The following is a 25,203-nucleotide window of genomic DNA, read 5'->3' on the forward strand; positions in this document are numbered from 1 at the left end:
CGCTCGATACGACGTCTACAAGGCCTTCAGCAAGACGAATGTCGTGCCCGCCGCGGCGGTACACAGCACCGGCCAGTACCAGATGTGCCAACGCCGCCAGTGCCCGATCACCATGCCGATCGGGGCGAGGACGACGGTCGCGAGGGTCAGCACCACCCATCCGGCCATCGTCGACGCCTCGTCGGCGTGTTCGGGATACGCGCCACTGAAGCCCATCGGAAAGATCGCGGCGAACGCCAGCAACACGGCAAGCAGACCGACGACGACCCATGCGGCCCAGCTGATCACCGACTCCGCGACACCAGGCCGGCGCCGGACGGACGCTGGCGACGACGCAGACATGCAGGCAGCGTACGCCGACGCGCGGGCGTCACCCGGTACTTGCCGGCAGCGCCGCATTGGCGTCCGAGCCGCAAATGTCATCGTCCCCCATCCAGTGCACCAAACGGGCCAGCGGGTACATGGCGTCGTGCGGGCCACCGGCGACGTGACCATTGGCGGTGCCCACCCGGCACACCCGCTGACCACCCGCGCCGGCCAAGGCGTCACGCAACTGCGCCTTGCGGTCGAACGGGTATACACCGACGGTCTGGGTTGCGACGTTGACATGGCGGACCGCGTCGTCCAGCGATCCCACCATCACCACGTTGGAGATCTTGTTCGACGGATGAAAGTCCACCGGCGCGTCGGATAACAGCACCATGCCGCGGCCGTCGAAGCGGCCGAACACCTCGAGTTCGTCACCCATCGCGCCCATCACCTCGATCTCGTCCCGGATGTCGGTGGGCGGCAGCGGCGCCTCGGCCGATCCGAACAGTCGGTCAACGCCCAGACGTGGCAGCAGCGTGGCGCAGAACCGGCGAGCCTCGGCCCGATCGGTGGTCTCGAGGAACACGAATCGGCTGGCCAGACAGGCCTCCTGGTTGAAGACACAGGTGTCGGCCGCGACCCGCTCGGCCACCTCGGCGAGCGCCTCGTCGGAGGCGAACACCTCACGGCCGATCATCGAGATCGAGCTCTTGGGGTCGAAGGACACCAGTTGGATGCCGGGGCCGAGGTATTTGATGACGTTGTTGATGGCCGGACCGCCGCCCCAGGCCACGATCTTGTCGAAGTACTGGGGGCGGTAGATGGCGCGCTCGACCGCCTCGTCACCGCCGGCCCAGTACACCGCCGACATCGACTGCACCACAGGATGATTCGGATCGACCTCGGCCATGGTGCGCAGCACCGCCACGGTGGTGAAGGGATCCGAGGAGGGCATCTTGAACAGGCTGACAGCCTTGACGAGAGCGCCTTGGGCGATCGAGGCGATGCAGCCTGCCGGGGCGTTGCCGGCCAGCATGTGCACCATGCGGGGCGGGAAAGCCCGAATCGCACCGGCGTTGCCGGCCGCATCCGTCCGGCTCACCCAGCCGTCGAGCACCGCCGGGTCGGCGAAGTTCGACTCGACCTGTGCCCACAGACTGTTCCGGCTCAACAACGCCGGCGCGCTCCGGTAGAGATTCTCCACCACCCGGCGCGGTAGCGGATTGGTCTCGGCCACCAGATCCAGACAACGCTGCAGGTGCGCGTTGTCGTCGAGCGCCAGGCGCTTGCCGGTTTCGACGAGGAAGTCGACGATCTCGGCCAGCGGCACGTTCAGCAGCGGGGGAAGCTCCGCCCGGGGAGTGATCAGGGCATCGAGATCGATTGCCGGCGTGACGAAGTCGATGCCGAGGTCACGCGAGCTGTGCGGGATGGCACCGTCCTCCGGCGCATCCACCAGCGCCCCTCGGATGATGAACGGGGCCCGCAGCACGCTCATGCCTCGCCCCGCACGTAGGCGTCGATGGTGCCCGAGCAGGTGATTTTGTCCCCACCCAGATCGGCATAGCGGGTGATGTCGGGACCGACGGTCGGCCCCTGGTGCCCGCAGCCGCACGGCCCGAAATCGGCGTCGATGCGATCACCGGAGATGACTCCACCCCAGCGGCCGTCCAGCGACAGGTCGAAGAACGCGCCTCGCGCCTGCACCGGCCCCGCCGAGGTGTCGATGAGATTCTCGCCGGGTTCGTCCAACGGCAGCAACAACACCCACGGCGGCACGTGGTAACGCCCGGCCCGGCACTTCGGGAACGGGGTGTTCAGTTCCTGCATCGTGTAGAAGTGATACACCCGCTCGTCGGCGATGTTGAAGGTGCCGAAGATGAACTCCCGGTAGTCCGGCGGCAGTGCCGCACCTTTGAGACCGCCGGCCACCAGCAGCGCCGTATCGTCGCGGAAGTCATTACCGGAGAATCCTTTTGCCCGCACCCCCTGCGCCACCTGATAGAGCGAGGCGAACATTCCGGTAAGCAGCAATTGCCGGTCGCGCCCGGCGATCAGCTCATCGACCGCTGCGGCGGTCGCAGTGTCCATCGCGCTCTGCCGGCCGGCACTGGTGGTTTCGAAGGAGGCGATCTCCGAAGGGCCTGCGCTGCCGTCGGCGATGCGGCGGCGCAGGTCGATCATCGCCATGATGGAGCCGACCGAGATGGGCTCGACGGGCAGCTGATAGCTGTCGGCCTCGGACGAGAATGCCCCCACCAGCGCGATACGGGTACGTTCGTTCCGCTCGACATTGGTGCGTGGCCCCAGGCCGAACATCTTCCGGCTGCCGTCGGCCGGTATGCCGGTGGCCCAGGTCAATCCGGTGACATTGGCGCGCGAGGCAACCTCCAGGTCGGACTCCGAGCAGGCGATCATGGCCGGTTTTCCGCTGGTACCACTGGAGCAGGTCAGGTAGCACCCCACGGACTCCATCCTGGCCACGAAGTCGTCGAGCCCGGCCACGCCGTCGACGTCGACACCGGACGGATCGCAGGCCGATACCGTGCCGACCCACTTGGCCATCCGGTCCCACCTGCCCTCGGTCAGCCAGTTCTGTGCGTAGCTCTTGTAGGCGCCGTGCGCGAAGAGTAGTGGAACCAGCTCTTGATACTCGACCACCTTGGTGATCTCGGCAGACTGAGAGCGGTTGCGCAGCAACGGGATCTGGTCGACGTGCGCGGAGAACCGCTCGTTGACCGCATCGAGCTGCAGCTGCCGCACGTCGGCGGGTGCGATGTCGTAGCGATCGGGCGCCGTCTGCAGAGCAAGTAGTTGATCGACCGCGGTCATGACGACTCCTGAGAGAAAGGGGCGAACCCGCATTTAATAGCACCTAATGCGTTTCATTACTGCTACTGTGACGTGGTGGACCGAATTCGTCAAGTGGGCCGCCCCACCCGGGAGCAGGCTGCGCAGCGCCACGTCGAGTTGCTCGACTGCGCGCTGGAAATGTTCTTGGAGAACGGATTCGAGCGCTCCAGCATCGACGGAATCGCGGCGGCCGCCGGCATGGCAAAGCGCACCATCTACGGCCTGTATCCCGACAAGGCCGCATTGTTCGAAGCCTCGGTGCAACGCGCGGTGGACCGGTGGCTGGTCCCGATCGAGACGCTACGTGCGGCCGAGACCGACGATCTGGAGGAAACCCTGCTCGCGATCGGCCGGATCCGGTTGGCCGGTATCACCAGTCCGGCCGGTATCGCGTTGCAGCGCATCCTCAATGCCGAGGGCAACCGCTTCCCACGACTGTTCCGGCTCGTGTACGAACAGGGCACCCTGCCGGCGCTGACATTCATCGCCGAGGTCCTCGCCCGCCACGCCGAGGCCGGAATCATCGAGATCGACGACCCCGCGGTGGTCGGCGGCGCGTTCTTGAGCATGGTCGTCGGCGGGCCCGCCACCGGCGCACTCTGGGGTGTGTCCTGGGATCCTGACGACCTTGAGAAGCGCATGCGGATCTTGGTGCGGCTGTTCCTCGACGGGGTACGACCGCGATGACCGGAACGCGGCAGTACGACAACTGCCCGAACCTCTGAAAGGCACGCCATGGATCAAGACACGTACGACAAGGGATTGGCGATCCGCACCGCCGTCCTGGGCGAGGACTATGTCCGTAAGGCGGCCGGCAACGTCGACGCCTTCTCCAAACCGCTACAGGACCTGGTCACCGAATACTGCTGGGGCGCGGTGTGGGGTCGCGAAGGCCTGGAACTGAAGACCCGCAGCATGCTGAACCTGGCGATGATCGCGATACTCAATCGACCCAACGAATTGAGCACCCACATCCGGGGCGCGCTCACCAACGGCGTCACCCGCGAGGAGATCTGCGAGATATTCCTGCAGGTCGGCATCTACGCGGGTATCCCGGCCGCCGTCGACAGCTTCCGGCTGGCCCGCGCCGTGTTCGCCGAGCTCGACGAGAGCCCGGCCGATGAGTGAGCCGATCGGCTTCATCGGCTTGGGCAACATGGGGTTTCCGATGATGGGCCGGCTGCTGAGAGCCGGCCACCCGGTGGTCGCCTTCGACGTCCGCGAGGACGTGCTCGCCAAGGCGACCGCGCTGGGTGCCCAGCCGGCCCACTCGGTACGCGATGTGGCAGACCGGGGTGAGACGGTACTGGCCAGCCTGCCGACCCCGCAGGTCTCCGAGTCCGTGGTGGCCGACGTCGCGGCCGGGTCCCGGGTCAAACGCTTCGTCGACCTGTCCACGGTCGGAGGCGCCGCCGCGCAACGCAATCACGCCGTTCTGGCCGCACACGGCATCGCCGCGCTGGACAGCCCGGTCAGCGGCGGGATGCACGGCGCCCAGGCCGGCACCCTGGCGGTGATGGTGTCCGGTCCGCGCCACGAATTCGACGCACTGGAAACGGTTTTCGAGACCCTCGGTCGGGCGATCTTCGTCTCCGAACAGCCCGGCGCCGCGCAAACCATGAAGCTGATCAACAACCTGATGGCCGCCACCACCCTGGCCGCGACCGCCGAGGTGATGGTGATGGGCGTCAAGGCCGGACTGGACGCCGACGTGATGATCGATGTGCTCAATGCCGGGTCGGGCGGGACACACGCCAGCCGAGACAAGTTTCCGCGCGCCGTACTCCCCCGCACCTTCGACTACGGGTTTGCCACCGGCTTGATGGCCAAGGACGTCGGACTGTACCTCGATGAGGCCGCCTCCCTGGGCCTGCCGGTCGAGATGGCCACTACCGTGCAACGGATCTGGGAGCAGACACTGCGCACCGAAGGCGCCGAATCCGACTTCACCTCCGTCATCAAACCGATGGAGGAGGCCGCCGGCGTCGTGGTCGAGGGACAACACCGATGAGCATCCGTGGGAAGACGTGCGTGATCACCGGAGCAACCTCCGGACTGGGCCGTGAGTCCGCCCGGGCCCTGGCTTCGGCCGGTGCGCACGTGGTGTTGGCGTCCCGCAACGCCGACACACTCTCGCAGACCCGTGACGGGATCCTCACCGAAATGCCCGAGGCACACCTCTCCGTCGTCGTCGTCGATCTCGCCTCAGTGGCCAGTGTTCGCACGGCCGCATCGCAGATCGCCGACATCGCCCCGGTGATCGACGTGCTGATGAACAACGCCGGGGTGATGTTCACCCCGTTCGGCCGCACCCAGGACGGCTTCGAAACACAGTTCGGGACAAACCATCTGGGACATTTCGCGCTGACAAACCTATTGCAGCCGCAGTTCGTCGAGGGCACCCGCATCGTCAATCTCTCCTCCGAGGGCCATCGTCTCGGTGACATCGATCTGGGCGATCCGAACTGGGAGCGCCGCGATTACGACAAGTTCGCCGCGTACGGCGCGGCCAAGACCGCCAACATCCTGCATGCCGTCGAGCTCGACCGGCGGCTTCGTGGTCGGGGTATCCGTGCGTTCGCCGTGCATCCGGGAATGGTCGCCACGAACCTGGCCAGGCACATGTCGCGCGAGGATGTGATCGCGGTCAGCGGGCAGGCCCGCTCACGGGTCATCGAGGTGTCCACGCCCGAGCAGGGCGCGGCCACCCAGGTGTGGGCGGCGGTCAGCACCGACCTCGACGGCCGTGGCGGGCTGTACCTGTCCGACTGCGCGGTGCGCACCGATGCCGAGCCCTATGCCACGGATCCGGACCGGGCCGAAAAGCTCTGGGAGGTTTCGGAATCCCTGTGCGCGACGGCTATTTCCTAAGCGGCGCGCTCAAGTCGTACACCGTGTCCGAGCCCACCTTGGTCGAGGTGAAGTTCGCCTTCACCCAGTCGGAGATATCGGTGTGCGAATTGTTGGTGAAGAAACCGCCGTGGTCCTTGTCCTTGGGCTCGGGCAGGATGTAGTAGCTGACCTGCCGGTCGGCGACGTAGGTCTGGAACTGCGCCAGCGTGGGCACCGGATCACTGCCGGTGAAGCCACCGATCGCCATGACTGCTGTGCCGGTGGACAATTCGAGGCCGGCCGCGGCCCCGGACCGGTTGATGGCCGCCGACCACTTGGTGGTGGTGGCCCGCAGCATCGCATTCACCTCGGGATTGTCGGAATGCCAACCGTGCCCGTGGCCGTCGTCGGGATCGGCCGGTCCGACGCTCGGCCCGCCTCCGGTGTGCGGCTGCCCCAGGGTGGCCACCGTGTATCCCGTCGTGCCGCTCAGTCCACCGATCAGCGCCGCCACCAGCGCGACGGTCGCCGCGGTACGGTTTCCGCCACGCAGCGCCCACAGCAGGCCGGCAGTGGCCACCACGGTCACGATCAGGATCGACCACCGCAGGGGTGGAAGCCACGACGCATTGCGGCCCAGAATCCAGAAGCTCCACACTCCCGTGCCCAGAAGCATCGTGATCAAACCGATCTGACCCAGCCGGTCGTCGCGCCGCCGCCACATCTCGTGGATGCCGATCGCAAACATTGCCGCCACCGCGGGCACCAGAGACAGGCAGTAGTAGGCGTGCACGCTGGTCTTCATGAAGCTCAGCACCAGACCGTCGATCACCAGCCAGGTGCCGAACAAGATGGCCCCGGCCCGCACGATGTCGGTGCGCGGCGCTCGACCGCGTGACACCAGCACCAGCACCACCGCCAGCAGGGCGGCAGGCACCAGCCAGCCGATCTCGAAACCGAACTCGCCGGTGAACAATCGCGGCAGGCCCTGGGTCTGGTTGCCGAACCCGCCGAAACCATTCCGCTCGGCGGCGTGGGCCACCGGATCGACGTCCACGTGCGTGCCGTAGTGGTTGTGACCGAGGACCCGGCCGAACCCGTTGTAGCCCAACACGAGATTCATGAAGTTGTTGTCGGTGGACCCTGCGAGGTAAGGCCGCGACGAGGCCGGCCACACGAGGGTGAGCAGCACGAACCAGCCCGACGACGCGAGGAACGCGGCCAGTGAGCCCAGCAGGTGCAGCAGCCGGCGCCGGACCGTGACGGGTGCGGCGAACAGGTAGACCAGCCCGATGGCAGGCATGACCATCAGCCCTTCGAGCATCTTGGCCAGGAACGCGAACCCGAGCGCGACACCGGCCAGCGCCATCCAGCGTCCGCCGTTCTGCTCCAGTGCACGCACCGCGAAGTAGGCGGCGGCCGTCATCAACAGGACCATCACCGCATCGGGATTGTTGAACCGGAACATCAGCGCCGTCACCGGCGTGACGGCCAGCGCGGCACCGGCCAGCAGCGCGGCGCGCGGGCCGCAAATCCAGCGCACGGCCCCGTAGATCAGCGCGACGGCGCCGACGGCCATCAACGCTTCCGGGATGAGCATGCTGGCGCTGCTGAATCCGAACAACTGACCCGAGAACGCCATCACCCACTGCGATACCGGTGGCTTGTCCACGGTGATGAAGTTGTTCGGATCCAGCGACCCGAAGAGCAGTGCCTCCCAGTTGGTCGATCCGGCCTGTACCGCGGCGGCGTAGAAGTCGTTGCCCATCCCGTTGACGGTGATGTTCCACAGGTAGGCCGCGGCCGTGGCGATCAGCAGCGCTGCGAACGCCAGGCGCTCACGATCGACTCGCGGGGCACTGGGCGGGGCTTCGATCGCAGGCTCAGTGGAGGCATCCTCCAACGTCGTCGTCACACGTCCATTAAGTCGGCGCCGGCTATGACTGAGCTATGCGGCCGCCGTGGGTTTGCTGGGGTCAGAGCGAATCGACGAACAGTTTGTGGATGCGACGGTCCCCGGTCATCTCCGGATGAAAAGACGTCGCCAGCATCGAGCCCTGGCGCACCGCGACGATGTGATCGGCGGCACGGGCCAGCACCTTGACGTCGGGGCCGACCCGCTCGACCCACGGTGCCCGGATGAACACCGCATGCACCGGGGTGTCGAGCCCCTCGAAGTCGATGTCACCCTCGAAGGAATCGACCTGACGACCAAAAGCGTTGCGCCGCACCGTCATATCGATACCGCCGAGAGGCAGCGCGGCCCGGCCCGGCACACCGGCATCGGCGATCTCACCGGCCAGCAGGATCATGCCCGCGCAGGAGCCGTAGCAGGGCAGCCCCGCAGCGATCCGTGCCCGCAACGGTTCGAGAAGTTCGAACTCGCGCAGCAGGTGGCTCATCGCAGTGGATTCCCCACCGGGGATCACCAGGGCGTCGACCGCGTCGAGTTCGGAAAGTCGCCGCACAGTGCCCGCTTCGGCACCCGCCGCACGCAGCGCGGCCAGGTGCTCGCGAGTGTCACCCTGCAACGCGAGCACCCCGACCCGGGGGCTCACGACCCCACTCCGACCCGGAGGGTCATGAGCCCTCCGGCGGGACGAAATTGCGTTGGAAGCGGGTCAGACCCTCCTGCATCACCGCGGCCACCATCTCGCCGTAGCGGTTGAAGATCTTGCCCTGGGTCAGTGAACGCCCCCCACACGCCGAAGGTGAGGACTGGTCGTAGAGCAGCCATTCGTCGGCCCGGAACGGCCGCATGAACCACATCGCATGGTCGAGGGACGCCACCATCAGATGCTTACGTACATCGAGATGGCTGACCTGGGCCGAACCCAGCAGGGTGAGATCGCTCATGTAGGCCAGTGCGCAGATGTGCAAGACGTGATCGTCGGGCAGCGGGTCACGGTGGCGGAACCACACCTGCTGCTGGGAGGCCTTGCCGGGAATGCGCGTCACCCGATCCCGCGGAACGATCCGGACGTCCCATTCGTCGAACTGGGCGAAGCCGGCGTCATCGAACGCTCCACCGGACCGGAATCCCGGCAGGTCGTCCGGCGCCGGGGCCTCCGGCATCGCGTCCTGGTGTTCGATGCCGGTCTGGTCCGTCTGGAAGGACGCCGACATCGTGAAGATCGTCTCGCCGTGCTGGATCGCACTCACCCGGCGCGTGGCGAACGAACCGCCGTCGCGGATGCGTTCGACGATGTAGACCGACGGTGCCCTGGCGTCGCCGGGCCGCAGAAAGTAGCCGTGCAGGGAGTGCACCTGAAACCTCGGATCCACCGTGCGCACCGCCGAGACCAGCGATTGGCCCGCTACGTGGCCGCCGAAGGTGCGCTGCAGGAAGCCCGACTCGGGGCTGAACACCCCGCCGCGATAGATGTTGACCTCGAGCTGCTCCAGATCGAGGATCTCTTCAATCGCCATGCAGTTAACTTTGCCCTTCGCGCAAGCGGCTCATCACCAACCGCGTTCGGCGAGCCGATGCGGTGCGGCGATCTCCTCGACATTGATGCCGACCATGGCCTCACCGAGACCACGCGACACCTTGGCCAACACATCGGGATCGTCGTAGAACGTGGTGGCCTTCACGATGGCCGCGGCACGCTGCGCCGGGTTGCCCGACTTGAAGATGCCCGATCCCACGAACACACCCTCAGCACCGAGCTGCATCATCATCGCCGCGTCGGCGGGGGTGGCGATGCCGCCCGCGGTGAACATCGTGACCGGCAGCTTCCCGGCCCGGGCCACCTCGACCACCAGGTCATAGGGTGCCTGCAGCTCCTTGGCCGCGACGTACAACTCATCCTCGCTCATCGAGGTGAGCCGACGGATCTCGCCGCCGATCTTGCGCATGTGGGTGGTGGCGTTGGAGACGTCCCCGGTGCCGGCCTCGCCCTTGGAGCGGATCATCGCCGCGCCCTCGGTGAGACGACGCAGGGCCTCGCCCAGGTTGGTGGCACCACACACGAACGGCACGGTGAACTTCCACTTGTCGATGTGGTTGGTGTAATCGGCCGGGGTCAGCACCTCGGACTCGTCGATGTAATCCACACCCAGGCTCTGCAGGATCTGCGCCTCGACGAAGTGGCCGATGCGCGCCTTGGCCATCACCGGGATGGTGACCGCGGAGATGATGCCCTCGATCATGTCGGGATCGCTCATCCGCGACACCCCGCCCTGGGCCCGGATATCGGCGGGGACGCGCTCCAGCGCCATGACGGCGACGGCTCCCGCGCCTTCGGCAATCTTTGCCTGCTCGGGGGTGACGACGTCCATGATCACGCCGCCCTTGAGCATCTCAGCCATCCCCCGCTTCACGCGTGCGGTACCGGTCTGGTTGCTCGAACCGTTCTGCGCTGCGGCAACGATTCCCCGGTCGCTGCGCTCCTGCCCACCGATATCCATCGCAATTACCTCCAAATTCCCACTGATTCAGTCTAGTAAAGCCGCCAAATCCATTAAATCCGCAATCACCGGATGGCTTGCAGCTCCCGATGCGCGTTTCCACGCGTATTCGCCGGCGGCGCTGTCGACTGTTCGGCCAGTTCATTGGCCTGAGCCAGCAGCTCACCCAGTTGAAGCGGATACACGGCCTCCCCGCCGGCAACCAACTCGGCGATCATTGTTGCATCGCACCAGCGGTGGCCGTGAATGTAGTGCCGTTCCAGCGTCGTGCGCCCCGTTACCGACGGTTCGAACCGGGCGGTCCGGTGGATGAAGAAGAACTCCTCGCTGCGGATCACCGAGGCGTTGAAGTCGATGACGGCCTCGCGCCGCCACACCGGCCCCACCAGCTGGGCCGGCGCCGCCTGCAACCCGGTCTCCTCGGCGAGCTCACGCACCGCCGCGGCCGCCATGTCCTCCCCGGGGCGGACGGCGCCGCCGACGGTGAACCACCACCGCGGCGCCGGATTGTCCGGGTTGTCGATCGCGGGGTCGCTGCCGTGCAGCAGCAACACCGCACCGGTCTCGTCGAGAAGCACCACACGGGCGGAGGTCCGGCGGCTCACCGGGTTCATCTCGGCTTGAGAGTCCGGGCGTTCCACGATCTCGAAATAGGTTGGCAACGCGGCTGTTCCACCGAGCCGGAGCGCCCGCACCATCGGACGCTCCCGCAGCGCCAGGGTGTCGCGGACGGCGTCGTTGTGGAAGCGTCGGGCCAGCAGCACCCGGGCTTCGGCATCGGCGAGTTCGGCGACCAGCGCCACCGGCAGATCGGCCGGGTCGACTGCCGTCAGTGCCGCCGACAGATCGTTCTCGGCCGCCTCACGCGCCGCACGGGGCGCCCGCTCGGCGACGTCCGCCAGCTTCGCCAGACGTTTGCCCTCGGGAGCGCCGGCATAGGCATCGACCGCGACGGCACGAGCCACGACGGCACGACGGGCCAGTGCGCCGTCCAGCGCCAGCCACGACAGGTCGTAGCGCACGTGGAGCCGGTCGAGCCGGTTGGCAGTCTGGTACGCCCATCCGCCGACGAGCAGCAGAACGACCACCAGGGCCACTGCCGCGATCACAATCCAGGTCGACATGGTTAGTCGCCCACCTGCACTTTCACCCCGGGGCTTGCCACCGTCTCATAGACCCGCAGGATCTGGCCGGCCACCACCGACCAGTCGTATCGTGCCACCCGCCCGGAGGCCGCCTCGATGTACCGCTCGCGCTGTGCATCGTCGCCGAGGACCTCGATGAGCGCGTCGGCCAGGGCGTCGGGGTCACCGACCGGCACCAGGCGCCCGGCCTGACCCTGATCGAGAACGCGGGCAAAGGCATCCAATTCACTGGCCACCACGGGCGTCCCGGCTGCCATCGCCTCGACCAGAACGATGCCGAAGCTCTCCCCGCCGAGGTTGGGTGCGCAGTAGACATCGGCGCTGCGCATGGCCGCGGCCTTGGCGTCGTCGTCGACCTGCCCCAAGAAATGCAGGTGCCCGGCGAGCTCACCGGCCTCCGCACGGAGCGCGTCCTCATCGCCGCGCCCCACGACCAGAATCTCGATGTCGGCGAACCGCCGCACCAGTTTCGGCAGGGCGCCGAGCAGAACCGGCATCCCCTTTCTGGGTTCGTCGAAGCGCCCGAGGAACAACACGCTGCGGCCGGGCCGCGGATAGCCTTCGAGCCGGGGCGCATTCGCGAACGACGGCACATCGACACCGTTGGGGATCTCGACCGCATCCGAGCCGAGAGCCTCCATCTGCCAGCGCCGCGCCAGGTCCGACACCGCGATCCGGCCGACGATCTTCTCGTGATAGGGACGCAGAATCCCCTGAAAAACGCTGAGCGTCAACGATTTTGTCGTCGACGTGTGAAAGGTCGCCACAATCGGCCCTTCGGCGGCCTGCAGCGCCAGCATGGAGAGGCTGGGTGCATTGGGCTCGTGCAGGTGCAGTACGTCAAACTCACCCTCGGCGATCCACTTCTTGACCTTGCGGTGGGTGGCCGGACCGAACCGCAGCCGGGCCACCGAGCCGTTGTACGGGATCGGTACGGCCTTTCCGCCCGACACCACGTAATCGGGCAGCTTCACATGCGGCGACGACGGCGCCAGGACGCTGACGTGATGCCCGCCCGCGCGCATCACCTCGGCCAGTTGCAGCACATGGGATTGCACACCGCCCGGGACATCGAACGAGTACGGGCAGACCATCCCGATACGCATGGCTAGCTCCGTCGCCTCTTCGCGCAAGCGCTCATCAGGTGGTACCCAGTCGGGCACGACGCTCGTGGGACAGATCGGCCAACCACTGCGGCTGCAGCATGTGCCAGTCAGCCGGATGCGCGGCGATGTTCGCCGCGAACCGGTCGGCCAACGCCTGGGTCACCGCGGCGACATCCCCCGAAGAAGTGTCGAGGGCGTCGAAAATCTCGACCACACAATCGTCCCCGTCATAGTGAACATGTGCCGGGTGGAGTGGGGACCCGGTTTCGATCGCCAGTTTGGCCGGCCCCGCGGGCATCCGGGTCGGCTCACCGAAGAAGTCGACCTCCACACCGTTGCGGGTGAGATCCCGGTCGGCCATCAAGCAGACGAACTTGTTGTCCCGCAACCGCTCCGAGAGCACCTCGAACGGTGGACGCTCGCCACCGGACAACGGGAATACCTCGAATCCCAGGCTCTCCCGATAGTCGATGAAACGCCGGTACAGCGACTCTGGCTTGAGCCGTTCGGCGACAGTGGCGAAGGTGCCGAACTGCTGAGCCAGCCACACCCCGGCCATGTCCCAATTGCCGCTGTGCGGCAGTGCCAGCACCGCGCCGCGGCCCGCCGCGTGGTCGGCCCGCAGTTTGTCGGCGCCGATGAACACCTCATCCACGCGCTCGGCCACGGCGATCAAATCCATCGACGGCAACCGGAACGCCTCCCGCCAGTACCGGGCGTAGGAGGCCAACGCGGCGCGCATCAGCTCATCCGGGACCTCGGCCGGGGCCACCCCGACCACTCGTGCCAGGTTCTTGCGCAGCTGCTTCGGGCCGCCACCGCGGGAGGCGTACAAGGCGCCCGCGTCGAACACGTTGCGCGCCACGATCTCCGGCATCGCGCGGACGAGCTGCCAACCTGCCGCATAACCCAGATCGGTCACCTGCCCGGACAGCGGAATGTTCACGAGTCTCCCGGATCCGTTGTGTCGCTACCTTCGGGCTGTGAGGGCTGCAGTGGTTGCAGCAGGTCCATGGCGCCCGCCGAAGTACGCACCGCGTGCAGCCGCTGCGCCACGGTGATGACGCTGGCCACGGCAAGCAGCCACGCGGCGACGTGCAGCAGCCACGGCACATGCAGGATCGGCACACCGGACAGTCCGGCTCCGACCAGCACGATGACCAGCCGCTCCGGGCGCTCGATGATGCCGCCGTCGCCGCGCAGGCCGCTGGCCTCCGCGCGTGCCTTGATGTACGAGATCACCTGTGAGGTGACCAGGCAGATGAGGATCGCCACCACCAGCGTGGCGCTGTGGAGGCCGAATGCAGCCCACCACAGCAGGCCGGCGAAGATGGCACCGTCGGCTATCCGGTCACACGTCGCGTCCAGCACGGCGCCGAACCGGGTGCCGCCACCGCGTTCTCGGGCCATTGCCCCGTCGAGCATGTCGGCCAGGACGAAGACGAACACCGCGAACGCGCCCCACCACAACTGGCCCATCGGGAAGAGGGTCAGCGCGGCGGTGACCGACCCGGCGGTGCCGACGATGGTGACGATGTCCGGAGTCAGGCCTGCGCGCAGCGCCGCCTTGGCCACCGGCCGCGACAGCTTGGCGTAGGCCGCCCGGCTCATCAGGAACAGATTGCTCACGGCCGACGGGCCCATTCTGTCGCCAGCAGTTCCCGGGTCTCACTCAGGAGCTGCGGAATGACCTTGGCGCCGCCGATGATCGTGATGAAGTTCGCGTCGCCACCCCAGCGCGGCACCACGTGCATGTGCAGGTGCTCGGCCAGCGATCCCCCGGCCGACGTGCCCAGGTTCAGGCCGACGTTGAATCCGTGGGGGCGCGAGACGGCCTTGATCACGCGAATCGCCTTCTGCGTGAACGCCATCAGCTCGGCGCTCTCGGCCTCGGTGAGGTCCTCCAGTTCCGACACCCGCCGGTATGGCACCACCATGAGATGGCCCGGGTTGTACGGGTAGAGGTTGAGCACGGCGTACACCAGTTCGCCGCGGGCCACCATGAGCCCGTCCTCGTCGGACATCTCGGGGATGTCGGTGAACGGCTGCGACGAACCGGCCGAGCCGATCTTGTTGTCGCTCTTGACCGCATCGACGATGTAGCTCATCCGGTGCGGGGTCCACAACCGCTGCAGGTGGTCGGGTTCACCCACACCATGGTCGATGATGGCGTCTCCGCCGCCGTGGTCCGTGTTGGCGTCTCCGCCGCCGTGGTCGACGAACGACCGCTCGTCGTCGGTCACTGGCTGGTTCCCACTTTGACCAGATCGGCCGTCGGCACCGCATTGTTGCGGTCGGCGATCCACTTCACGATCGCTTCCACGGCGTCGTCGAGAGGCACTCCGTTGATCTGGGTGCGGTCACCGAACCGGAAGCTGACGGCTCCGGCTTCAAGGTCCTTGCCCCCGGCCAGCAGCATGAACGGGACCTTCTGGTTGGTGTGGTTGACGATCTTCTTCGCCATCCGGTCGTCGCTGCCGTCTACCTCGACCCGCACGCCGCGCGACTTCAGTTGGGCGGCAACGTCATACAGGTAGTCCAGGTGGGCATCGGCGACCGGGATACCGACCACCTGCACCGGCGCCAGCCAGGCCGGGAACGCACCGGCGTAGTGCTCGGTGAGCACCCCGAAGAAGCGTTCGATCGAGCCGAACAGGGCGCGGTGGATCAGCACCGGACGCTGCCTGCTTCCGTCTGCCGCCGTGTACTCCAGCTCGAACCGGTCGGGCATGTTGAAGTCCAGCTGAATGGTCGACATCTGCCAGTTACGACCCAGCGCGTCCTTGACCTGAACCGAGATCTTGGGTCCGTAGAACGCCGCGCCGCCCGGATCCGGCACCAGATCCAGACCAGAGGCCTCGGCCACCTCACGTAGCGTCTGAGTCGCCTCCTCCCAGACGTCGTCGTCGCCGACGTACTTCTCGGGATCCTTGGTGGACAGCTCCAGGTAGTAGTCGTCCATCCCATAGTCCGAGAGCAGGTCGAGCACGAACTGCAGCAGGGAGGTCAGCTCGTCGCGCATCTGCTCACGCGTGGTGTAGATGTGCGCATCGTCCTGCGTCATGCCGCGCACGCGGGTCAGGCCGTGCACCACACCGGACTTCTCGTAGCGGTACACCGAGCCGAACTCGAAGAGCCGCAACGGAAGTTCGCGGTACGAGCGGCCCCGCGCCCGGTAGATCAGGTGGTGCATGGGGCAGTTCATCGGCTTGAGGTAGTAGTCCTGCCCGGGCTTGCGCACGGTGCCGTCGTCGTTGTACTCCGCGTCGATGTGCATCGGCGGGTACATGCCGTCGGCGTACCACTCCAGGTGACCCGACGTGATGTAGAGCTGTTCTTTGGTGATGTGCGGGGTGTTGACGAACTCGTAGCCGGCCTCGGAGTGCTTGCGCCGCGAGTAGTCCTCGAGCTCCTTACGGATCACACCGCCCTTGGGATGGAAGACCGGCAGACCGGAGCCGAGCTCGTCGGGGAAGCTGAACAGGTCCAGCTCCACGCCGAGCTTTCGGTGGTCCCGGCGCTGCGCCTCCTCGATGAGCTCGAGGTGACGGTCGAGGGCCTCCTGGGACTCCCAGGCCGTGCCGTAGACGCGCTGGAGGCTGGCGTTGTTCTGGTCACCGCGCCAGTAGGCGGCGCTGCTACGGGTCAACTTGAACGCCGGGATGTACCTGGTGGTCGGGATGTGCGGGCCGCGGCACAGATCGCCCCAGACCCGTTCCTTGGTGCGGGCGTTGAGGTTGTCGTAGGCGGTGAGCTCGTCTCCACCGACTTCCATGACCTCGGGATCGTCCGCGCCCGACTTGTCGTCGACCAGCTCGAGCTTGTACGGCTCACCAGCCAGTTCCTCGCGCGCCTGATCCTTGGATTCGTAGACGCGCCGGGAGAACAGCTGACCGTCCTTGACGATCTTCTGCATCCGCTTCTCGAGCTTTTCCAGGTCCTCTGGGGTGAACGGCTCGGCGACGTCGAAATCGTAGTAGAAGCCATCGGTGATCGGCGGCCCGATACCCAGCTTGGCCTGCGGAAACAGGTCCTGCACGGCCTGAGCCAGCACGTGGGCACACGAGTGCCGGATCACGCTGCGCCCGTCGTCGGTGTTGGCGGCCACCGGCGTCACCTCGACATCGGTGTCCGGGGTCCAGGAAAGATCACGCAGGCGCCCCTCGCCGTCACGCACCACCACGATCGCGTCGGGGGTCCCCCGACTGGGCAGATCCGCCTCGCGCACCGCCGCGCCGGCGGTAGTCCCGGCCGCGACCCGGATCGGGGCAGCGGGGGCTGGGCTGGGGGCGGCGCTCATCGGGGAGTCTCCTACCATGCGAGGGCTAGTGCGAACGCTGTCATGCTATCGGTGGCCCTGATCAGGACCCCAGCCCGATAGGGCTCTCGAGCCACTGTTGCTCCAGTCCGACCAGTCCGGCGCTCCAGCCGATGACGCCGAACAGCCACAGTGTGCCCACCACGACCAGTCCGGTGAACGCCGCGCTGAGCCCCTTGACCGCGATGTGCTGGCGATCGAACCAAGCCATCACGGCGTCGTAGCGGGCCCGGACGTAACGCAGCGCGCGTTTCGCGAAGTCGAATTCGCTGGCCAGGATCGCCAAGCCGAGAAACACGATGGCCCAGCCGGGACCCGGATACGGGATCGCCACGATGCCCACCGCCAGCACGAGCGTGCCGACGACACCGACGACGATGCGGTAGGTGAATTCGGCGGCCGGGCGTGACCGCAAACGCTCCCGCCAGCGCGTCCAACGCTGCTTCACCGCGGTGAGATTGGCGGCCAGGCTCATGGCTGCCCCGGCTTGAGCCGGACGAACAACGCTTCAGCGTCCGCGAGCACGTCGTCGCCGTCGAGCAGGCGGCCCTCGACGAAGATCTTGCGTCCCTCGATCCGGTCGATGCCTGCCTGCACCTGTAAGTCCTTCTCGATCGGGGCGATCTTGCGGTAGTTGACATGCAGATACGCGGTGCGCTGATACATGCTGCCGGTCAGCTTGGCGGCGGTGTAGCCGAGCAGCGAATCGAACAGCAGGGCCAGCGAACCGCCGTGTACCGCACCGTTGCGCCCCAGGTGAAAGCGCCGGAAGTGGGCGGTTCCGGCGATCCGGTTGTCGGCGGTCCGTTCCAGATGCACCGGCACGTTGTTGACGTTGCCACGGTTGGGCAGGTCCATTCGGCGACCGGACGGTGAATTCCATTCGTCTGCTTCATACGGCGCCAGCAGCGCCGACACCTTCTCGATCAGGTCGGCGGCCTCGGTGATCACCTCGTCGGGTGCGTCGGCGCTGCGTGCATGGTCGCCAAGCGTGCGCACCGCTTCGATGAACCGGCCGTAATCGGGGCCGCCGCGATCGGTGGGATCTGGCGGGTTGAACCCACCGCCGGGGTGGTTGCCGGCGGTGTCGATGTCTGGGGCCACACCGCCACCGTATTGGTGTCATGGTGGTGACGTGAAACTGCACGACCTGGCACGGCTGTCTTTGACTTATCCGGAGGTGGGCGCCACAGCGGGTGACCTGCCCGCGGGTTACCACCACATCCGGGCGTCGGCGGAGATCGGCACCGGCCGCGATCGCTTCGAGCGGGCGGGCGCGGACGTGTTGCGATGGGGTATGCAACACGGCGCGGGCTTGCGGGTGCGGGCCACTTCTGAAGCCGCCGAGCAGGGCACCGAACTGATCGTCCGGCTGGGCCCGGTACCGGCGCCATGCCGGGTGGTCTACGTGCTCGACGAAGCCGACCGGCGGGGTTTCGCCTACGGCACGCTGGCCGGACATCCCGAGTCCGGTGAGGAGCTCTTCTCGGTCCGGTACGACCCGGCGACCGACACCGTGCACGCCGAAGTGGTTGCGTTCTCCCGTCCCGCCACCTGGTGGAGCCGGTTGGGCGGGCCGGTGACCCGGCTGCTCCAGCGGGTCGTCACCGGCCGATATCTGAAAGCGGTCTGACGGCGTGCCGACGCCGCCCGTAATGCGCCGGCGACCGCCCGGCCTTGACTAGGCTCCTATTTGCCCGGCGACGGGGAGCTGCTGTCCCCGGGTAACCGACTGGAGGCGCTGCGTCGTTCATGGGCTTTTTCGAGTTTGTACGAGACCGCTGGTCGGTCCTGTCCTTTCTCGCCTATCAGCACATGAGCCTGGTGGTGCAGACGCTGCTCATCGCAACCGTGGCAGCACTGTTGGTCGGGGTATTGATCTATCGCTCGCCTTGGGGCAGCGCGCTCGGAAACACCCTGACGTCGGTCGGCCTGACGATCCCCTCGTACGCATTGCTCGGCGTGCTCGTCGGCATCGTCGGTATCGGGGTGCTGCCGTCGGTCCTCATGCTGGTGTTCTTCGGCTTCCTGCCGATCCTGCGGAACGTGCTGGTCGGCCTGGCCGGCGTGGACCGCGCCCTCATCGAGTCCGCCCGCGGGATGGGCATGGGCCGACTGGCCACCCTCGTCCGCCTCGAACTGCCACTGGCCTGGCCGGTGATCATGACCGGGGTACGGGTGTCCGCGCAGATGCTGATGGGCATCGCCGCCATCGCCGCATATGCCCTCGGCCCTGGCCTGGGCGGCTACATCTTCTCCGGCATCTCCCGCACCGGAGGCGCCAACGCGACCAACTCGATCGTGGCCGGCACTGTCGGCATCCTCATCCTGGCAGTCATCTTGGACACCGTCCTCAACGTCATCACCCGCCTGACCACACCGAGGGGGATCCGTGTCTGACCCGGCCACCAATGATTCCGAAACCGTCGAGACAAGTGGCGTGCGGATCCTGCTCGACGGCGTGAGCAAGCGCTACGACGCGAAATCCGCTCCGGCAGTGGACAACATCACGATGGAGTTCCCTGCCGGCGAGATCGTGATGCTCGTCGGCCCGTCCGGTTGCGGCAAGACCACCACGATGAAGATGATCAACCGGCTGATCGAGCCGACCAGCGGACGCATCCTGATCGGCGACGACGACGTCACCCGTCACGACCCCGACCAACTCCGGCGCCACATCGGCTACGTGATCCAGGGCGCGGGATTGTTCCCGCATTACACCGTCGGGGAGAACATCGCGATCGTCCCGAGGTTGCTGAAATGGGACAAGGAGCGGATCTCCGCCCGTATCGACGAGCTGCTCGAGCTGGTGAATCTCGATCCGGCCCAGTACCGCGACCGCTACCCGCGCGAGCTGTCCGGCGGCCAGCAGCAACGCGTGGGCGTGGCACGGGCGCTGGCCGCCGACCCGCCGGTGCTGCTGATGGACGAGCCGTTCGGCGCGGTCGACCCCATCACCCGCCAGCGACTGCAGGACGAACTGCTGCGCCTGCAGGATGAGCTGCGCAAGACAATCGTCTTCGTCACCCACGATTTCGACGAGGCGGTCAAACTCGGCGACAAGATCGCGATCCTGCAGCAGGGCTCGGAAATCGTTCAGTACGACACACCCGAACAGATCCTGGCCAACCCGGCCAACGACTTCGTCCGCGGATTCGTGGGACACGGTGCGGCGCTGAAACAACTCACCCTGACCCGGGTCCGCGACGTCGAGTTGCACGAGGCGGCCGTCGCCCACGTCGGCGGCGATCCGGCCCAAGCGATCCGCGCCGCACAGGCCATCGAACGCGAACACGTCATCGTGTTGGACAACCAGGACCGGCCGCTGCGCTGGATGTCGCTGGCCGAACTGGACGACCCGCGATCCCTTCAACAGGTGCGCCGGGACGAGGATCTCGAAAAGGTCAGCCTCGCTTCGACACTCAACGATGCGCTCGACGTCATGCTGACCTCGTCGCACGGTGTGGTGGTGGTGACCGGGCGGCGCAACGTCTACAAGGGCGTGATCCGGGTGGAGACCATCATGGACGCAATGGCCGACGTGCGCAGCACAGCACACCCCGCGGAGCCCACCACATGACCGCCAGCGCACCGGAGTTCGAGGCCTCGGCCCTACCGGCGGAGCCGTCGACCCGGTTGGGGCTCGGACGGTGGCTGGTGCAACCGCTGGCCTGCATTGCGGCCGTGGTGGGTTCACTCGTCTACGTCAACGTCGCGCACGTGTCGGAATCCGAGCAGCGGTCACTCGGCATCAGCCAGCTACTGACGCTGCTGCGCCAGCACATGATGATCAGCGTGGCCGCCACGGTGCTGACGTGCCTGGTGGCGATCCCGCTCGGGATCGCGCTGACCCGCGGCCCGATGCGGCGCTACGCCAAACCGATCATCACCGTCGCCGGGTTCGGGCAGGCCGCACCGGCAATCGGATTGATCGCGCTGGGCGCGGTGCTGTTCGGGATCGGCAGCCTGGGCGCCATTGTCGCGCTGACGGTCTACGGCGCGCTGCCGATCGTCGCCAACACCGTCATCGGACTCGACGGCGTCGATCGGCGACTGGTCGAGGCGGCGCGTGGCATGGGTATGTCAGCGTTCGCCACGCTCGTCAAGGTGGAGCTGCCGCTGGCGCTGCGGGTGATCGTCGCGGGTGTCCGCACGGCGCTGGTGCTCATCGTCGGCACCGCGGCGCTGGCCGCGTTCACCGGCGGCGGCGGGCTGGGCCAGCTCATCACCACCGGCATCAAACTGCAGCAGACCGTGACCCTGGTAGTGGGCGCGATCCTGGTGGCGGCGCTGGCGCTGTTCATCGACTGGTTGGCGCGCATCGTCGAAATCGTGGCCGCACCAAAGGGACTCTGATGCGAGGTCCCCTGCGCCTTCTTCTCGCCGTGGCCGTGGTGGTTGCGGTGGCGGCGGGGTGCGGGCTGCGGTCGGCGAGCGGGGCGGTGCTCGAAGCCAGGCCGGGCACCATCCAGCATTACGACTCGCTTGAGGGCGTGCCGATCACGGTGACCGCGAAGGATTTCACCGAGCAGCTGATCCTGGGCAACATGGTGTCGATCATCCTCAACGCGGCGGGCGCGGATGTCACCAACATGACCAACACCCCGGGCAGTTTCGGTGTGCGCCAGGCGATGCTGGACGGCACCGCGAATGTCTCGCCGGAATACACGGGCACCGGCTGGATCAACTACCTGGGTAACGAGCAACCCATCAAGGACCCGGTGGCGCAATGGCAGGCCGTCAACGAGGCCGACAAGGCCAACAACCTGACCTGGCTGCCGCCGGCACCGATGAACAACACCTATGCCTTCGCGATCCGCGCATCGGAGACCCAGCGGCTCGGGGTGACCAAACTCTCCGACCTCAAGCGGCTCCCCCGGCACGACCTGACGTTCTGTGTGGAAAGCGAATTCGCCAACCGCAATGACGGATTCGTGCCCATGCTGCAGACCTACGGGCTGACCCGCGGCGACCTGGGCCGGGTGACCCATCTGGACACCGGCGTCATCTACACCGCAACCGCCAACGGTGACTGCAACTTCGGAGAGGTGTTCACCACCGACGGCCGCATCCCCACCCTGAATCTGCGGGTGCTGGAGGACGACAAGCAGTTCTTCCCGCTCTACAACCTCACCGAGGTCATCGCCACCGACCTGCTCGACGCCCATCCCGAGCTCGCCGAGATCTTCGCCCAGCTCAATCCGCGGCTCACCAACGAGACCATGATGATGCTCAACGCGAAAGTGGACAGCGACGGCGACGATCCGGCCATCGTGGCGCGCGAGTGGCTGATCGCCGAGGGGCTGCTGACGTAGCCCGATTTCTCCGACCGCCGTACACCGGGACGCAAAATGGCTAGCCTGTCGAACCATCGCACTGCGGCGAAATCGAAGGCGGAAAACGTATGGCATACCGGGTAATTCAATGGGGTACCGGCGCGGTGGGCGTGGAGACGCTGGGGGCGACCCTCGACGACCGCCCTGACCTGGAGCTGGCCGGGGTCCGGGTGTACTCGGCATCGAAGGACGGCGTCGACGTCGGCGACCTGCTGGGCCGGGAGCCGATCGGTATCCGCGCCACCACCGATGTGCAGGCGATCCTCGCGCTGGACGCCGACTGTGTCGTCTACACCCCGCGGATCGCCGTTCTGGATGACGTGTGCGCGATCCTGGCCAGCGGCAAGAACGTGGTGACGACGGCATTCCTGTTCCACCCGCGGCGTCTGCCCGAGACCGACCGCGACCGACTGCTGGCGGCCTGCACGGCAGGGGGCACCACTGTGCACGGCAGCGGTATCAACCCGGGCAATCTCTCGGGCGCGTTGCCGTTGGTGCTGTCGGGGATGAGCCGCACGATCGACAAGGTCACGCTGCAGGAACGTGCCGACTGGTCGGACTACGACAGCACCCACATCACGTTCGACAACATGTCGTTCGGGAAGCCCGTCTCCGACATCGGAGCGGACGCCACCGAGTTCCTGGCGTTCAACAACGAGATCTTCTCCCAGCAGGTGTGGCTGCTGGCCGATGCGCTGGGCGCCGGCATCGACGAGGTCACCACGTCGGTGGATGCTGTCGCCGCGCGCCACGACCACCAGATCTTCGACCACGTGCTGGCCGCCGGAACCACTGCCGGGCAACGGTGGAACTGGGTGGGAGTGCGTGACGGTGAACCGCTGATCGAGATCGAGGCGCTGTGGACCGTCGGCAACGAGTACCCCGATCATTGGCCGCGGCCCAAGCACGGTTGGACGCTGACCATCGAAGGTGACCCGTCCATGCAGACCCACTTCGTCAGCCTGGCGAGCTTCACCCGTGAGGCCACGATGGCCGAGCACGTGCGGTCGGCCAACGTCGCCACGGCGATGCAGGTCCTCAACGCGGTACCCGAGGTGTGCGACGCCGAGCCCGGTTTCGCGACGCTCGCGACGCTGCCACTGATCCGCAGCCACACCGGTTTTCGGCGGCGCTGATTACCTGACGATGGCCGAGCTGGGTTCCCTCGGCGCCCCCAGCATGTCGCGGTGGGACGGCGGCACCCGCCCGCCTTCGTCGGTGATGCCGTAGCGGGTCGCCAGTTCGGCACCGATCACGGTGTGACCGGACAGCTGCGCCAGCTCCGGGTCCCGATACAGCGCGTCGATCAGATACCCGGTGAACTCAGGGGTTTCCGCGTGCTCGGCGGTCTTGGCCAGCGCATCGGGGTGTCCGGCGAACGCAGCCTTGAACTTCTCGGTGAGCAGGATGCCCATCCAGATCGACACCGTCGACACCCCGGTGTCGGCGAAATCGACCGCCATATCCGCGGCGAGCTTGTCCACGCCGGCCTTTTGGGCTCCGTAGGCGGGTCCGTGCATGTAGGCCACCGATCCGGGTGACGACGTGAACGCGATCAGGCCGTGCTCGGCGGCCAGCAGCAGCGGTGCGGCATACCAGGACGCCACGTACGACGACCGCAAGCCCACGTCGAGGACATCAGCCAGCTCGATCGGCTTCTCCCAGAAGGGTTTCGGGTTGACCAGATCGTCGTGGACCGAGGCAGCGTTGTTGACCAGGAGATCGAGCCGACCCTCCTGCTCTCCGATCCGCTCGAACAGCGCTCCCACGGCGGCGTCGTCGGAATGGTCGAGCTGCACCGGGATGCCGCCATCGGCATCTGTCACGGTGCGGCCGGTGACGTATACCCGCCACCCCTTCGCGATCAAGGCCGTGGCAATCCCGCGGCCAGCCCCGCGGCTTCCTCCCGTGACGACGGCAACCGGTGTATCCACAGGGTCCAACCTACGGTGCGCCGTTTCTCGTGTGCGTGAAGGACGTCATGTCGGTGCCGCGTTCGTATTCGGCCATCCAGGTATCGGCCCACGCGGGCAGCGGCTGAGCGGCCGGGTTGTGGTTGGGCATCTGGGACAACGCCAGCCGCCACACCATCTTGGCCAGGTCTCCGGTCGGCACCGTGCCGAACAGGGTCGCGGGACCCCGTTGCCGCGCCTTGCGGCGACTGCCACCGGGACCGCGGTAGGAGAACTCGTCGACCAGGAGGCGGATCGACATCAGTTCCTCGGCCGATACGGCGCGTTGTTCGAAGGGGACGACCTCGTCGACGACCCGCGCGATCGCCGCGGCCACCTCACCGATGTGGCGGAACGTGGCGCGCACGTGACGAACGCGGTACCACGCGTCGTCGCTGAGGTGCCGGTACAGCAGGAGCCCGGAGCTACGGTGCTCGATCTCCTCGACGAAATGCCACGTCATCAAGGCGGCCACGCGCCCGTCCGATCCGTCGAACAGCGAATTGCGGTTGTCCAGTATGACTTTGAACAGCGGGGTAAAGGTGGCTTCCAGGTTGGCGATATAGGCGGCGTGGAACTCGACGGGGTGGGCAGCGATGAGATTGTCGAAGGACCGCGTCGCCGCATCGTAGGCCCGCTGCAGCCCCGGGTATTGCGCGATCAGTGCAGCCATGTGCTTGCGATGCGCCGCGGCGTGCTGCCCCTCCTGGCGCAGGAACGCGTCCGCCTCGACGGCGACCTCGGGCGACTCATCGAGCCTGTCCTGCGCCGTACGCAGCGCCTTGATCAGATACCGCTCGAACGGGACCGCGATGAAGGTGAACACATTGCAGAACATGCCGAAATTCGGGTTGCACGGTTGCCACAGGAACGGCACCGTCGGGTCGAACTCCCAGCGGATCTTGCGTACAACCAGGTCGGTCATCTCTCGAGCGTGGCAGT

27 protein-coding genes are annotated in these 25,203 nt (G+C 66.8%); 10 read left to right on the forward strand and 17 right to left on the reverse strand.

From position 1 onward, the window contains the following. Positions 1 to 15: 15 nt before the first annotated feature. From ACZY08_RS16075 to ACZY08_RS16085, 3 genes are read right to left on the reverse strand one after another with little or no spacing between them, the layout of a single operon-like run. Positions 16 to 342 (reverse strand): hypothetical protein, encoded by a 327-nt coding sequence (locus ACZY08_RS16075; protein ID WP_463745669.1) that lies wholly within the window; start codon positions 340 to 342, stop codon positions 16 to 18. A 28-nt stretch (positions 343 to 370) separates the two neighbouring features. Further along, positions 371 to 1,807 carry an acyl-CoA reductase gene (locus ACZY08_RS16080; protein ID WP_463745668.1) on the reverse strand — a complete coding sequence of 479 codons (1,437 nt, stop codon included), beginning with the start codon at positions 1,805 to 1,807 and terminating at the stop codon, positions 371 to 373. Beyond that, positions 1,804 to 3,141, reverse strand: a complete 1,338-nt coding sequence (locus ACZY08_RS16085) for a hypothetical protein (RefSeq protein ID WP_463745667.1) — start codon at positions 3,139 to 3,141, stop codon at positions 1,804 to 1,806. The genes ACZY08_RS16080 and ACZY08_RS16085 overlap by 4 nt, the downstream gene beginning before the upstream one ends. A 75-nt stretch (positions 3,142 to 3,216) precedes the next feature. On the opposite strand from ACZY08_RS16085, the gene ACZY08_RS16090 reads away from it, so the two are divergent. From ACZY08_RS16090 to ACZY08_RS16105, 4 genes are read left to right on the forward strand one after another with little or no spacing between them, the layout of a single operon-like run. Continuing rightward, on the forward strand, positions 3,217 to 3,849 hold the full coding sequence (locus ACZY08_RS16090; protein WP_463745666.1) for a TetR/AcrR family transcriptional regulator: 633 nt from the start codon (positions 3,217 to 3,219) through the stop codon (positions 3,847 to 3,849). Between the two features lie 48 nt (positions 3,850 to 3,897). Next, positions 3,898 to 4,290 (forward strand): carboxymuconolactone decarboxylase family protein, encoded by a 393-nt coding sequence (locus tag ACZY08_RS16095; protein ID WP_463745665.1) that lies wholly within the window; start codon positions 3,898 to 3,900, stop codon positions 4,288 to 4,290. Beyond that, on the forward strand, positions 4,283 to 5,173 hold the full coding sequence (locus ACZY08_RS16100) for an NAD(P)-dependent oxidoreductase (protein WP_463745664.1): 891 nt from the start codon (positions 4,283 to 4,285) through the stop codon (positions 5,171 to 5,173). The genes ACZY08_RS16095 and ACZY08_RS16100 overlap by 8 nt, the downstream gene beginning before the upstream one ends. After that, on the forward strand, positions 5,170 to 6,033 hold the full coding sequence (locus ACZY08_RS16105; protein WP_463745663.1) for an SDR family NAD(P)-dependent oxidoreductase: 864 nt from the start codon (positions 5,170 to 5,172) through the stop codon (positions 6,031 to 6,033). The genes ACZY08_RS16100 and ACZY08_RS16105 overlap by 4 nt, the downstream gene beginning before the upstream one ends. Here ACZY08_RS16105 and ACZY08_RS16110 read toward each other — a convergent pair. The 12 genes from ACZY08_RS16110 to ACZY08_RS16165 all read right to left on the reverse strand — a co-directional run bounded on the left by ACZY08_RS16110 (position 6,023) and on the right by ACZY08_RS16165 (position 18,077). Next, complete coding sequence (locus ACZY08_RS16110) at positions 6,023 to 7,909, reverse strand: ArnT family glycosyltransferase (protein ID WP_463745662.1); 1,887 nt, start codon at positions 7,907 to 7,909, stop codon at positions 6,023 to 6,025. The genes ACZY08_RS16105 and ACZY08_RS16110 overlap by 11 nt on opposite strands. Positions 7,910 to 7,970: 61 nt before the next feature. Further along, complete coding sequence (gene pdxT / locus ACZY08_RS16115) at positions 7,971 to 8,552, reverse strand: pyridoxal 5'-phosphate synthase glutaminase subunit PdxT (RefSeq protein ID WP_463745661.1); 582 nt, start codon at positions 8,550 to 8,552, stop codon at positions 7,971 to 7,973. Positions 8,553 to 8,574: 22 nt separating this feature from the next. After that, positions 8,575 to 9,423 carry an acyl-CoA thioesterase II gene (gene tesB / locus ACZY08_RS16120; RefSeq protein WP_463745660.1) on the reverse strand — a complete coding sequence of 283 codons (849 nt, stop codon included), beginning with the start codon at positions 9,421 to 9,423 and terminating at the stop codon, positions 8,575 to 8,577. Between the two features lie 33 nt (positions 9,424 to 9,456). Further along, positions 9,457 to 10,368, reverse strand: a complete 912-nt coding sequence (gene pdxS / locus ACZY08_RS16125) for a pyridoxal 5'-phosphate synthase lyase subunit PdxS (protein WP_463745978.1) — start codon at positions 10,366 to 10,368, stop codon at positions 9,457 to 9,459. 101 nt (positions 10,369 to 10,469) lie between these two features. Continuing rightward, the gene (locus tag ACZY08_RS16130; RefSeq protein WP_463745659.1) at positions 10,470 to 11,528 is read right to left on the reverse strand and encodes an NUDIX hydrolase; all 1,059 of its coding nucleotides are present in this window, start codon (positions 11,526 to 11,528) and stop codon (positions 10,470 to 10,472) included. Between the two features lie 2 nt (positions 11,529 to 11,530). After that, positions 11,531 to 12,655 carry a glycosyltransferase family 4 protein gene (locus ACZY08_RS16135; RefSeq protein ID WP_463745658.1) on the reverse strand — a complete coding sequence of 375 codons (1,125 nt, stop codon included), beginning with the start codon at positions 12,653 to 12,655 and terminating at the stop codon, positions 11,531 to 11,533. A 34-nt stretch (positions 12,656 to 12,689) separates the two neighbouring features. Beyond that, positions 12,690 to 13,532: a phosphatidylinositol mannoside acyltransferase gene (locus tag ACZY08_RS16140; RefSeq protein WP_463745977.1), complete on the reverse strand. Its 843-nt coding sequence runs from the start codon at positions 13,530 to 13,532 to the stop codon at positions 12,690 to 12,692. Between the two features lie 65 nt (positions 13,533 to 13,597). Next, positions 13,598 to 14,284 (reverse strand): phosphatidylinositol phosphate synthase, encoded by a 687-nt coding sequence (gene pgsA, locus ACZY08_RS16145; RefSeq protein WP_463745657.1) that lies wholly within the window; start codon positions 14,282 to 14,284, stop codon positions 13,598 to 13,600. Next, a complete protein-coding gene (locus tag ACZY08_RS16150) occupies positions 14,281 to 14,898 on the reverse strand; it encodes an ATP adenylyltransferase (protein WP_463745656.1) in 618 nt (205 codons plus the stop codon). Before ACZY08_RS16150 ends, pgsA begins: the two co-directional genes overlap by 4 nt. Continuing rightward, the gene (gene thrS, locus ACZY08_RS16155) at positions 14,895 to 16,955 is read right to left on the reverse strand and encodes a threonine--tRNA ligase (RefSeq protein ID WP_463745655.1); all 2,061 of its coding nucleotides are present in this window, start codon (positions 16,953 to 16,955) and stop codon (positions 14,895 to 14,897) included. Before thrS ends, ACZY08_RS16150 begins: the two co-directional genes overlap by 4 nt. A gap of 61 nt (positions 16,956 to 17,016) precedes the next feature. Continuing rightward, on the reverse strand, positions 17,017 to 17,448 hold the full coding sequence (locus tag ACZY08_RS16160) for a TIGR02611 family protein (protein ID WP_463745654.1): 432 nt from the start codon (positions 17,446 to 17,448) through the stop codon (positions 17,017 to 17,019). Beyond that, positions 17,445 to 18,077, reverse strand: a complete 633-nt coding sequence (locus tag ACZY08_RS16165; protein WP_463745653.1) for a PaaI family thioesterase — start codon at positions 18,075 to 18,077, stop codon at positions 17,445 to 17,447. Before ACZY08_RS16165 ends, ACZY08_RS16160 begins: the two co-directional genes overlap by 4 nt. A 31-nt stretch (positions 18,078 to 18,108) precedes the next feature. Between ACZY08_RS16165 and ACZY08_RS16170 the strand changes: the two genes are divergently transcribed. The 6 genes from ACZY08_RS16170 to ACZY08_RS16195 all read left to right on the forward strand — a co-directional run bounded on the left by ACZY08_RS16170 (position 18,109) and on the right by ACZY08_RS16195 (position 23,445). After that, positions 18,109 to 18,606: a DUF1990 domain-containing protein gene (locus tag ACZY08_RS16170; RefSeq protein ID WP_463745652.1), complete on the forward strand. Its 498-nt coding sequence runs from the start codon at positions 18,109 to 18,111 to the stop codon at positions 18,604 to 18,606. Positions 18,607 to 18,725: 119 nt separating this feature from the next. Then, positions 18,726 to 19,373 (forward strand): ABC transporter permease, encoded by a 648-nt coding sequence (locus tag ACZY08_RS16175; RefSeq protein ID WP_463745651.1) that lies wholly within the window; start codon positions 18,726 to 18,728, stop codon positions 19,371 to 19,373. Further along, positions 19,366 to 20,553 carry an ABC transporter ATP-binding protein gene (locus ACZY08_RS16180; RefSeq protein ID WP_463745650.1) on the forward strand — a complete coding sequence of 396 codons (1,188 nt, stop codon included), beginning with the start codon at positions 19,366 to 19,368 and terminating at the stop codon, positions 20,551 to 20,553. Before ACZY08_RS16175 ends, ACZY08_RS16180 begins: the two co-directional genes overlap by 8 nt. Beyond that, a complete protein-coding gene (locus tag ACZY08_RS16185; RefSeq protein WP_463745649.1) occupies positions 20,550 to 21,329 on the forward strand; it encodes an ABC transporter permease in 780 nt (259 codons plus the stop codon). Before ACZY08_RS16180 ends, ACZY08_RS16185 begins: the two co-directional genes overlap by 4 nt. Continuing rightward, positions 21,329 to 22,288 (forward strand): glycine betaine ABC transporter substrate-binding protein, encoded by a 960-nt coding sequence (locus ACZY08_RS16190; RefSeq protein ID WP_463745648.1) that lies wholly within the window; start codon positions 21,329 to 21,331, stop codon positions 22,286 to 22,288. The genes ACZY08_RS16185 and ACZY08_RS16190 overlap by 1 nt, the downstream gene beginning before the upstream one ends. Before the next feature lie 89 nt (positions 22,289 to 22,377). After that, positions 22,378 to 23,445, forward strand: coding sequence for an NAD(P)H-dependent amine dehydrogenase family protein (locus tag ACZY08_RS16195; protein ID WP_463745647.1), 1,068 nt, complete (start codon positions 22,378 to 22,380; stop codon positions 23,443 to 23,445). Here ACZY08_RS16195 and ACZY08_RS16200 read toward each other — a convergent pair whose 3' ends face one another. Both ACZY08_RS16200 and ACZY08_RS16205 read right to left on the reverse strand, forming a co-directional pair. Beyond that, positions 23,446 to 24,243, reverse strand: coding sequence for an SDR family NAD(P)-dependent oxidoreductase (locus ACZY08_RS16200; protein ID WP_463745646.1), 798 nt, complete (start codon positions 24,241 to 24,243; stop codon positions 23,446 to 23,448). It abuts the gene before it with no gap. Positions 24,244 to 24,253: 10 nt separating this feature from the next. Continuing rightward, positions 24,254 to 25,186, reverse strand: coding sequence for a metal-dependent hydrolase (locus ACZY08_RS16205; protein ID WP_463745645.1), 933 nt, complete (start codon positions 25,184 to 25,186; stop codon positions 24,254 to 24,256). Between the last annotated feature and the right edge of the window lie 17 nt (positions 25,187 to 25,203).

The sequence above is a fragment of the Mycobacterium sp. IDUB_9 genome (genome assembly GCF_055419505.1).